Raw genomic sequence first — 9,944 nt, forward strand, 5'->3', positions numbered from 1 at the left:
AATACATCATGACCAAGCTGAACTCGATCGGGGTTCAGAACCACTTCATCAAGCGGCTGAACCTGCGCGAGCAGCTCATCAAGGAGGTGGAGATCATCCCCCTCGAGGTGGTGTGCCGCAACGTCGCGGCCGGCTCGCTCAGCACGCGCTACGGACTTCCCGAGGGGCAACCCCTCCCCCGCTCGATCATCGAGTTCTACCTGAAGGACGACAAGCTCCACGACCCGATGGTCTCGGAGGAGCACATCACCGCCTTCAACTGGGCCTCGACCCAGGAGATCGACGACATGATGGCGCTCACCCTGCGGGTGAACGACTTCCTCACCGGCCTGTTCGCCGGCGTCGGCATCACCCTCGTGGACTTCAAGGTCGAGTTCGGCCGCATCTACGAGAACGACTTCGCGCGCATCATCCTGGCCGACGAGATCAGCCCCGATAGCTGCCGGCTCTGGGATACGGCAACCAACGAGAAGCTCGACAAGGACCGCTTTCGCCGCGACCTCGGCAATGTGATCGAGAGCTACACCGAGGTTGCGCGCCGGCTCGGGATCATGAAGGAGATGCCCACCGTGATTCAGGGGGGCCTCCACTAGTGCGCGCGAAAGTCCACGTCTTCCTCAAGCCGGGCGTCCTCGACGTCCAGGGCAAGGCGGTCGAGCAGGCGCTGCACGGCCTCGGCTGGGGCGGCGTCGAGCACGTCCGGGTCGGCAAGACCATCGAGTTCGACCTCCAGTCCGGCGACAAGGCCGCCGCCGAGGCCGAGGTGAAGGCCATGTGCGAGAAGCTGCTCGCGAACACGGTCATCGAAAGCTACCGGGTGGAGCTGGCCTAGTGCGGGCCGCGCCGCCGCCCCCTCCACTCCCCCGGCGACTCGGCGAGGGAGTGGGTAGGGAGAGGGCGGCGCAGGTGCTGAAGCCTTTCGGCCTGGCTGTCGCCCTCAGCCTCGCCGCCTGCTCCAAGCCGGCCGAGCCGCCAATCACCTACCTCGACCTCGACTGCGCCAAGCCGTTCGAGGCCCAGGCCGCGGCGATCCGCGCCCAGCCGCACATGGTCCCTGCGCCCGACGACCCCGCCGAGCCCTACACCTTCACCAGTAGCGCCGACGGCCGGACCTCCTATCTGATCACCAAGCCGGGCGCTCCGGGGCATCCGGCGATCATGATGCAGAAGGCCAGGGGGTCGGACGTCGTCACCACCGGCTGCCCGTACGGCGACCGCAAGGGTTACGACCAGCTCCACGCCTACCTGGACAGCCTGAAGCACTGGACGCGCGAGAAATGACCGGCTTCCACCTCGCCGAGATCAACGTCGGCCGCCTGCTGCAGCCCGTCGACCACCCCCAGATCGCCGACTTCAAGAACAACCTCGACCGCATCAACGCGCTGGCCGAGGCCACGCCCGGCTTCGTCTGGCGGCTGGTGGGCGAAGGCAACAACGCCACCGACATCCAGCCGAAGCCCGACGATCCGCTGTTCGCCGTGAACATGAGCGTTTGGACCGGCATGGACGCGCTCGCCGGTTACGTCTATCGGAGCGCCCATCGCGACATCATGCGCCGCCGGCGCGAGTGGTTCGAGGCCATGCAGGTCTATATGGCCCTCTGGTGGGTTCCGGCCGGCCACACGCCTTCCATCGAGGAAGGTCTGGCCAGGCTGGAGACGCTGGAGCGCCTCGGCCCCTCCCCTGCGGCGTTCACGTTCCGCAACCCCTTCCCCGCGCCCGACGCCACGCCGGTCGCGCCCATTCTGGACAAGTGCGCCTGATGAAAGCCGCCGTCATCGTCTTCCCGGGTTCCAACTGCGACCGCGACTGCAAGGTGGCGATCGAGCGCTCGACGGGCGCCCAGGTGGAGATGGTCTGGCACGGCGACACCGCCCTGCCGGCGGGCCTGGACCTGATCGTCCTGCCCGGCGGCTTCTCCTACGGCGACTACCTGCGCTGCGGCGCCATGGCCGCGCTCTCGCCCGTGATGTCCGAGGTTCGGGCCGCCGCCGATCGCGGCGTCGCCACCGTGGGCATCTGCAACGGCTTCCAGGTGCTGTGCGAGATGGGGATGCTGCCGGGCGCCCTGCTGCGCAACGAGAAGCTCAAGTACGTCTGCAAGGCCGTCGACCTCGAGGTCACCAACAGCCAGACCCGCTTCACCGCTGGGTACCAGGGCCGCCGCCAGGCGACGATGACGGTGGGCAACGGCGAGGGCAATTTCTTCGCCGACGACGAGACGCTGGACCGACTGGAGGGCGAGGGCCAGGTGGTCTTCCGCTACCTCAACAACCCCAACGGCTCGGCCCGCGACATCGCCGGCATCGTCAACAAGGCCGGCAACGTCCTGGGCCTCATGCCCCACCCCGACCGCGCCTTCGAACCCGAACTCGGCAGCGCCGACGGCGCCATCCTCTTCCAAAGCGCCCTCGCCAGCGCCTGAGCCCCTTCTCCCCTTGCGCGAGAAGGGCGCGGTCGTCTCAAGGCCCCTTCTTTTCCTTCTGGAAGTCCACCGGCATCGGATCGCGCCCGCCCTCGGCGATGAACTGGTCGATGCGGGCCTGCAGCACCGGCAGGGGTACGCTGCCCATCGACAGCACCGTGTCGTGGAAGGCGCGGATATCGAACTTCGGCCCCAGCGCCTTCTCGGCCCGCACCCGAGCGTCCTTGATCGCCAGCATGCCCAGATAGTAGCTGACCGCCTGGCCCGGCCAGGAGATGTAGCGGTCCACCTCGATCTCGATGTCGTGGTCCGACAGCGCGGTGTTGTCGTGCAGGAACTGGATCGCCTGCGCCCGCGTCCAGCCCTTGTGGTGGATGCCGGTGTCCACCACAAGGCGCGCCGCCCGCCACATCTGGAACGTCAGGTAGCCGAAGCGATCGTAGGGGGTGTCGTACATCCCCATCTCCAGCCCTAGGTACTCGCAGTACAGCGCCCAGCCCTCGCCGAAGGCCGAGATGTAGACGTAGCGGCGGAAGTCCGGCAGCCCGCTCTGCTCCTCCGCCAGCGCCCCCTGCAGCGAGTGGCCCGGCGCGGACTCGTGCAGCGTCAGCGCCGTCATGTTGTAGAGCGGCCGCGACGGCAGGTTGTAGGTGTTGATCAGGTAGGCGCTCTTGCCGCCCCGGGCCGAGGTGTAGAACGGCGCCATGTCCGGCGGCACCGGGATGATCGTGAACCGGCTGCGCGGCAGCCAGCCGAAGTAGGCCCCCAGCTTGCCGTCCACCCGCTTGGAGATCCACGCGCCGGTGTTCAGCAGTTCCTGCTCGGTCTTGGGGTAAAATTTCGGATCGCTGCGCAGGTAGGCGAAGAACGCCGGCAGGTCGCCCGCAAAGCCCGTCTCCTTGCGCACCTCCTCCATCTGCGCCCGGATCTTCGCCACCTCGGAGAGGCCCAGTTGGTGGATCTGCTCCGGCGTCAGGTCGACGGTGGCGAACTCCTTGATCTGCGCCTGGTAGTAGGCCTTGCCGTCCGGCAGCGCCTCGGCCGCCAGGGTGTCGGTCGCGCCCGGGATGTACTCCTCGCGCAGGAACGTCAGCAGCGTGGCGTAGGCGGGCTTCACCTCGCCCTCGATCGTCCGCTTCGCCTCGGCCTTGAGCGCGGCCTGTTGCTCCGCCGGAATCGACGCCGGCATCTTCTTGAAGGGCTCCCAGAACAAGGTGTCCTCCGCAGACTTGGCGTCCACGGTGGCCGAGACCGAGACCTCGCGGCCCACCAGCGTCGCCTTCGGCGGCGTGAAGCCCCGCTTCAGCCCCGCCCGCATGTTGACCTGCTGCTCGCCGAAATAGCGCGGGATGTCACGCAGCTGCGAGATGTAGTTCTCGTAGTCCTTGGCGCCGATGAAGGTGCGGCGGGCCTTGTAGTTAAAGTTCGACCAGAACGAGGAGTCCGAGTTGAACGGCTTCTCGTACTCGTGGAACCGCTGCTGGTTGATCAGCACGTCGATCTGGTCGCGATAGACCTGATAGTTCACCCGCTGCTCGGGCGAGAGGTCCTTCAGCGCGATGCCGTCCAGGCGCTTGCGCACATCCCGCCAGTACGCCAGCCGCTTCTCCTGGCTGGCGGCGTCCACGTGCGGCAGGCGCGGGGCCAGGGTGTCGTCCTCGGGGCCATCGCTGCGCGCCAGTTCCTCCTGCCGCCAGGCCCATTCCTTCTCGTAGAGCGCCTTGAACGCCGTATCCGCAGCCGTCGGCGCAGCAAAGGCGGCCGGCGCCGTCGTCGCCAGAAGGCCGGCCATCACCGCTCCGGCCAGGATTCCCGCACGCATCGCCCCATGCCCTCCACAAGCTGTCGCGAACCGATCCGCGTCTTGCTACGGTCGGAGCATGAATCTCCCCGCTTCGCTAGCGGCCGGCTGCGCCGCGCTCGCCCTTTCGCTGGTTTCGGCGCCCGTCTCGACGGCCCAGACGCCCACCATGACGCCCGACATCGCCAAGGACTTCCAGTGGCCGACGGCGTCGTACGACTACGTAAAGCGCGTCGAGATGATCCCCATGCGTGACGGGGTGAAGCTCTACACGGTGATGATCATCCCCAAGGGGGCGAAGGATGCGCCGATCCTGCTGACGCGCACGCCCTACAACGCGCGGAAGTCGGCCCAGCGCGCGCTCTCGCCCCACGCGGCCGCCACCGGCTCGCAGATGGACGAGCCGTTCCTCGCGGACGGCTATATCCGCGTGTACCAGGACGTCCGCGGCAAGTACGGCTCGGAGGGCGAGTACGTCCTCAATCGCCCCCTGCGCGGTCCGCTCAATTCCAGCGAAGTCGACCACGCCACCGACGCCTACGACACCATCGACTGGCTGGTGAAGCACACGCCTGAGACCAACGGCCGCGTCGGCGTGATCGGCTCGTCCTATCCGGGCTTCACCGCCGCCATGGCGCTGATCAACCCGCACCCGGCGCTGAAGGCCGCCGTGCCGCAGAGCCCGATGGTCGACGGCTGGATGGGCGACGACTGGTTCCAGAACGGCGCCTTCCGCACCACCAACTTCGACTGGTTCACCAGCCAGATGACGGTGAAGGGCGAGGGCGACGACATCCCGCGCCAGTCGTTCGACGACTACGACAACTTTCTTCGCGCGGGCTCGGCCGGCGACTACGCCAAGGCCGCGGGCCTCGACCAGATCCCCGCCTGGCGCAAGATCGCCGAGCACCCGTCGTACGACGCCTGGTGGCAGGGCCAGGCCCTCGACAAGATCCTGGCGAAGCAGCCGCTGAAGGTGCCCACCCTCTGGGTCGGCGCGCTGTGGGACCAGGAGGACATCTACGGCGCCATCCACACCTACAAGGCCGTGGAGCCCAAGGACACGAACAACGACATGAACTTCCTGGCGCTCGGCCCCTGGCGGCACTCGGGCGTCAACTACGAGCAGCGCCAGCTCGGCCCGAACCTCAAGCTGCCCGGCGACACCGCCACCGAGTTCCGCACCCGGGTGATGAAGCCGTTCCTCGACAGCCACCTGAAGACGAACGCGCCCAAGGCCGACATCCCGCCGGTGTTCATCTTCGATTCCGGCGCCATGGCCTGGAATTCGCTGCAGAAATACCCCCAGGCCTGCGAGAGCGGCTGCGCGGCGGCGATGAAACCGATCTACCTGACGCCGGGTCTCGGCCTGTCCTTCGACAAGCCGACCTCGGGCGCGGCCTATGAGGAATACGTCTCCGATCCCGCCAAGCCGGTGCCCTATGTCCGCCGCCCGGTCCGCTGGGACGACGCCGACCAGTGGCGCTACTGGCTGTCGTCCGACCAGCGTCACGTGGACGGCCGCCCCGACGTGCTCACCTTCGTCACCGAGCCGCTCAAGGCCCCGATGAAGATCTCGGGCGAGCCGGTCGTGAACCTCTTCGCCTCGACGTCGGGCACGGACAGCGATTGGGTCGTGAAGCTGATCGACGTCTATCCCGACGCCGTACCGTCCGACCCGCCGATGGGCGGCTACGAGCTGGGCGTCGCCATGGAGATCTTCCGCGGCCGCTACCGCGAGAGCTTCGAGAAGCCGTCGCCGATCCCGGCCGGCAAGGTCCAGAAGTACCGCTACGAGCTGCCGCCCACGAACCACGTGTTCAAGCCTGGCCACCGGATCATGGTGCAGGTGCAATCGAGCTGGTTCCCGCTCTACGACCGGAACCCGCAGACCTTCGTGCCGAACATCTTCTACGCCAAGCCGTCCGACTACAGGAAGGCGACCCAGCGCATCTACCTGACGGGCGACACCGCCTCGTCGATCGAACTGCCGGTCGTGCCGGTCCAATAGGCCGATGCGCCCTGCGTTCGGCGCCCTCGCGCTGGCCGCGGCGGCCCTCGCCGCCGGCCCAGGCGCAGCCGCGCCGGCCCGCGTGGTCGTCGACCTGTCACCCGCCGGACTGCGCAACACCTTCCGGCCGGAGCAGGCGCTGGGCGCGGGCATCGACGGCGCCTGGCGCGGCGGGACCGACGCCCTGCTCACCCCGCACAACGTCCGCGCCATGACCGGCGCGGGCCTGCGCCCCCTCACCTACCGTCTGCGCACCGAGCTCGGCATCGCCGCCTGGCACTGGAACCCCGAGGGAACCTGGAGCGACCCGGCCCGCCGTCAGGGCTACTGGACCTCCAGCGCGCGTCCCGGCGCCCCCATCAAGGTCTCGTGGGGCTACGACCTGCCCCGCCGCGGCGACACGGTCGACAACGCCAACAACACCGCCTGGTCGAAGCTCGACGACGGCGACCTGGCCACCTTCTGGAAGTCGAACCCCTACCTCGATACGGTCTACGTCAAGGCGCCCACCCGCCCGCAATGGCTCGTCCTCGAACTGGGCGACCCGCAGGTGGTCGACACGGCCGACATCGCCTGGGGCGAGCCCTACGCCCGCCGCTACGAGGTCCAGTACTGGACCGGCCGCGACGAGTACGATCCTGCCGGCCGCTGGGCGACGTTCCCCCACGGCGCGGTCACCGATGGCCGCGGCGGTCACGTCCGCCTCGCTCTCGGCCCATCGGCCACGCCCACCGCCTTCGTCCGCGTCCTGATGCAGGAAGGCTCCGGCACGGCCCCCGCCGACGCCACGGACCGGCGCGACCGCATCGGCTACGCGGTGCGGGAGGTCGGCTTCGGTCGCACGGGCCCCGACGGCGTCTTCCACGACGCCGTCCGCCACGCCGCCAGCCACGACGGCCAAAGCCTCGCCCACGTCTCGTCCACCGACCCCTGGCACCGCGCCATCGACCGCAACCTCGACCTGGAGCAGCCCGGCCTGGACCGCGTCTTCGCCAGCGGCCTGACCAATGGCCTGCCGGTCATGGTCCCGGTCGGGATCTTCTACGACACGCCCGAGAACGCCGCGGCCGAGATCGCCTGGCTCAAGGCCCGCCACTACCCCATCGCCCGCGTCGAAATCGGCGAGGAGCCCGACGGTCAGTACGTCGACGCCGAGGACTATGGCGCGCTCTACCTCCAGGGCGTCGACGCCATCCGCCGGATAGACGCCCGCGTCCCTCTGGGCGGCCCCAGCCTGCAGAGCGGCCTCACCGACACCTGGATGGACCCCGAGCCGCTGCGCTCGTGGAACGGCCGTTTCGTTCGTTACCTGAAGAGCCGCGGCCGCCTCGCCGACCTGCAGTTCTTCTCCTTCGAGTTCTATCCGTTCGACGACATCTGCGGCGACATCTACGGCAAGCTGGTCGGCGCCGACGCCCTCCTCTCCGGCCTCATGTCGCGCGTCGCGGCCGAGGGCGTCCCCACCACGATCCCCTGGCATATCGCCGAGTACGGCTTCTCGGCCTTCTCCGGCCGCGCCGAATCCGAGATGCCCGCCGCCCTGCTGATGGCCGACATCGTGGGCCAGTTCCTCACCGCGGGCGGAGACGGCGCCTACCTCTTCGGCTACGGCCCCAACGAGCCGGTCAACCAGCACCAGCCCTGCGCCGGCTACGGGAACCTGATGCTTTGGACCGCCGGCGCCGCCGGCCAGGCGGCCCAGTCCACCGCTACCTACCAGACCGCCCGCCTCATCACCGGCCGCTGGCTCCAGCCGACCGGCCAGCACCAGCTCTACGCGGCCCGCGTTGAGGGCGCGCCGGGCGTCCAGGCCTTCCCCGTCCGCCGCCCGGACGGCCGCCTTGCCGTGCTGCTGGTCAACCGCGACGCCCGGGCCGGCTACGACCTCGCTATCGACGCCGTGCGCGGCCCGGCCGAGGCCTGGCGCTATTCCTCGGCGCAGTATTCCTGGATCGACGACGGGCCGAAGAGCCGGCCGGGAAGAAACCTGCCGCCCGAGCACCTGGCGCTGGCTCCGGGGACCGCGCTCCACCTGCCGCCGGCCGCGCTGGCCGTCGTCCTCGCCCGCTAACCATGCTGGAAAAACAGGTTACGCGTAACGCCGTGCGGTAACGCTTACCTAAGGCTGTGCCGCGAAGATCTGCGCGGGGCAGAACGTCCCACGGCCTCCGGGCCGTCCCGAAAAGTGTCTGGGTCGCGTGATGCCGTACAACAGCATCAATACGAACGTCGGCGCGATGGCCGCCATCGCGACGTTCAACGCGATCAATGCCGAGATGGCTGAAGTGCAGATGCGCATCACCACCGGCAAGAAGGTCAACAGCGTCAAGGACAACCCGGCGATCTGGGCCATCGCCCAGAACCAGCGCGCCGAGATCAAGGGCCTCGACTCCGTCATAGGCTCGCTCCAGCGCGGGATGTCGGTGGTCGACACCGCCCTCAACGCCGCCGAGAACGTCTCCGACCTGCTCAACCAGATGAAGGAGCTGGCGGTCTCCGCCGCCGACTACCCGGCCTCCGACCCCGCCCGCACGGCGATCAACGAAAACTACCTCGCCCTGCGCAAGCAGATCGACATCGCGGTCCAGAACGCCGGCTTCGGGGGCCTGAACCTGCTGGCCGGCGGCGGCTCGACGGACCAGGTGCGCGCCCTGGCCAACACCAACGCGACCTCCACCATCGACGTCGCCCATATCGACCTGTCCACCGGCGGCTCGCTGATGTCGGCCCTGCCGCCCGACCTGCTGGGCAGCTTCTCCCCGACCACGGTCTCGGACATCACGTCGGTGACCACCAACGTCAACAACGCCATCTCCCGCCTCGGCACGGGCTCCAAGGCCCTCGAGAGCCACCTCAAGTTCGTGAACAAGCAGCAGGACGCCCTGGAAGCGGGCGTCGGCAATCTCGTCGACGCCGACCTCGCCAAGGAAAGCGCCCGCTGGCAGGCCCTCCAGGTCCGCCAGCAGCTCGCCATCATGGCCATGCGCATCGCCAACCAGCAGCCCAGCTACCTGCTGCAGTTGTTCCAGTAGGCGCGCGAAGCCGGCGCAGGGAAGGTTGGCTTTCGCCCCTTCTTTGCTCCTGCAGGGGGAGAGGAGGCAAAGTCCCTTCGATACCCTGCAGCCATATCGCGTCACGGATCACCGCGCCCGCAAAGCCCGCCGGCCTCTCCATAGCGTCCCAGACCGGCCGCACATTGAACCCCGGCGCCGCGCCTGCCAGATGGACCGATGCCCCGCACCCGCCTCGACCTGCTCCGGCTGCTCCTGAGCCTCGTCCTGGCCGCCTTCTATCTGGCGGCCGGCATCCTTCACCTGCGGTCGCCGGGCGGCTTCCTGCGGATCATGCCGCCGGCGATCCCCTTCCCCGAGGCGATCGTGGCCCTCACCGGGGTCTGCGAGATCGCCGGCGCGGCTGGCCTGCTGATCCCGCCGACGCGCCGCTGGGCCGGGCGAATGCTCGCGCTCTACGCCCTCTGCGTCTGGCCGGCGAACGCCTATCACGCCTTCTGGGGCGTCCACGTCCCACCGCTGCCGGACAGCTGGTGGTATCACGGCCCGCGCCTGGCCTTTCAGCCGGTCCTCATCTGGTGGCCCCTGTTCGCGAGCGGCGTCGTGAGCTGGCCCCTTCGCCCGTCTCGCCCCGCCATGTCCGCCGACGGTTGAATGCCCCGGCGGCAGGTCCACAATCTGCCGGCTATGACCGTG

Annotated in this window: 10 protein-coding genes; 9 read left to right on the top strand and 1 reads right to left on the bottom strand. The window is 68.7% G+C overall.

Annotation, left to right across the window (positions count from 1 at the left end; genetic code table 11):
• The 5 genes from Q0L11_RS05695 to purQ form a co-directional block, all read left to right on the top strand.
• Window positions 1-593, top strand: a 593-nt coding sequence (locus Q0L11_RS05695; protein ID WP_296595972.1) for a phosphoribosylaminoimidazolesuccinocarboxamide synthase, incomplete at its 5' end; no start/stop codon positions are given.
• Complete coding sequence (gene purS / locus Q0L11_RS05700; RefSeq protein WP_296595973.1) at window positions 593-832, top strand: phosphoribosylformylglycinamidine synthase subunit PurS; 240 nt, start codon at window positions 593-595, stop codon at window positions 830-832. The genes Q0L11_RS05695 and purS, both read left to right, overlap by 1 nt.
• A 74-nt stretch (window positions 833-906) precedes the next feature.
• On the top strand, window positions 907-1,281 hold the full coding sequence (locus Q0L11_RS05705; RefSeq protein ID WP_296595975.1) for a hypothetical protein: 375 nt from the start codon (window positions 907-909) through the stop codon (window positions 1,279-1,281).
• Complete coding sequence (locus tag Q0L11_RS05710) at window positions 1,278-1,763, top strand: DUF3291 domain-containing protein (RefSeq protein ID WP_296595976.1); 486 nt, start codon at window positions 1,278-1,280, stop codon at window positions 1,761-1,763. Before Q0L11_RS05705 ends, Q0L11_RS05710 begins: the two co-directional genes overlap by 4 nt.
• Window positions 1,763-2,425, top strand: coding sequence for a phosphoribosylformylglycinamidine synthase subunit PurQ (gene purQ / locus Q0L11_RS05715; protein WP_296595978.1), 663 nt, complete (start codon window positions 1,763-1,765; stop codon window positions 2,423-2,425). Before Q0L11_RS05710 ends, purQ begins: the two co-directional genes overlap by 1 nt.
• Before the next feature lie 37 nt (window positions 2,426-2,462).
• Here purQ and Q0L11_RS05720 read toward each other — a convergent pair whose 3' ends face one another.
• Entirely contained in the window at window positions 2,463-4,247 is a 1,785-nt protein-coding gene (locus tag Q0L11_RS05720; RefSeq protein ID WP_296595979.1) for a DUF885 family protein, read from the bottom strand.
• A gap of 58 nt (window positions 4,248-4,305) precedes the next feature.
• On the opposite strand from Q0L11_RS05720, the gene Q0L11_RS05725 reads away from it, so the two are divergent.
• The 4 genes from Q0L11_RS05725 (at window position 4,306) to Q0L11_RS05740 (ending at window position 9,902) form a co-directional block, all read left to right on the top strand.
• Complete coding sequence (locus Q0L11_RS05725) at window positions 4,306-6,237, top strand: CocE/NonD family hydrolase (RefSeq protein WP_296595981.1); 1,932 nt, start codon at window positions 4,306-4,308, stop codon at window positions 6,235-6,237.
• Between the two features lie 4 nt (window positions 6,238-6,241).
• The gene (locus tag Q0L11_RS05730) at window positions 6,242-8,308 is read left to right on the top strand and encodes a discoidin domain-containing protein (protein ID WP_296595982.1); all 2,067 of its coding nucleotides are present in this window, start codon (window positions 6,242-6,244) and stop codon (window positions 8,306-8,308) included.
• Between the two features lie 130 nt (window positions 8,309-8,438).
• On the top strand, window positions 8,439-9,269 hold the full coding sequence (locus Q0L11_RS05735; protein ID WP_296595983.1) for a flagellin: 831 nt from the start codon (window positions 8,439-8,441) through the stop codon (window positions 9,267-9,269).
• Between the two features lie 198 nt (window positions 9,270-9,467).
• Window positions 9,468-9,902 carry a DoxX family protein gene (locus tag Q0L11_RS05740; protein ID WP_296595984.1) on the top strand — a complete coding sequence of 145 codons (435 nt, stop codon included), beginning with the start codon at window positions 9,468-9,470 and terminating at the stop codon, window positions 9,900-9,902.
• The last annotated feature ends 42 nt before the right edge of the window (window positions 9,903-9,944 follow it).

Origin of the sequence: Phenylobacterium sp. (assembly GCF_024508875.1) — a bacterium.
In the GTDB taxonomy this organism is placed as follows: Bacteria; Pseudomonadota; Alphaproteobacteria; order Caulobacterales; family Caulobacteraceae; genus Phenylobacterium.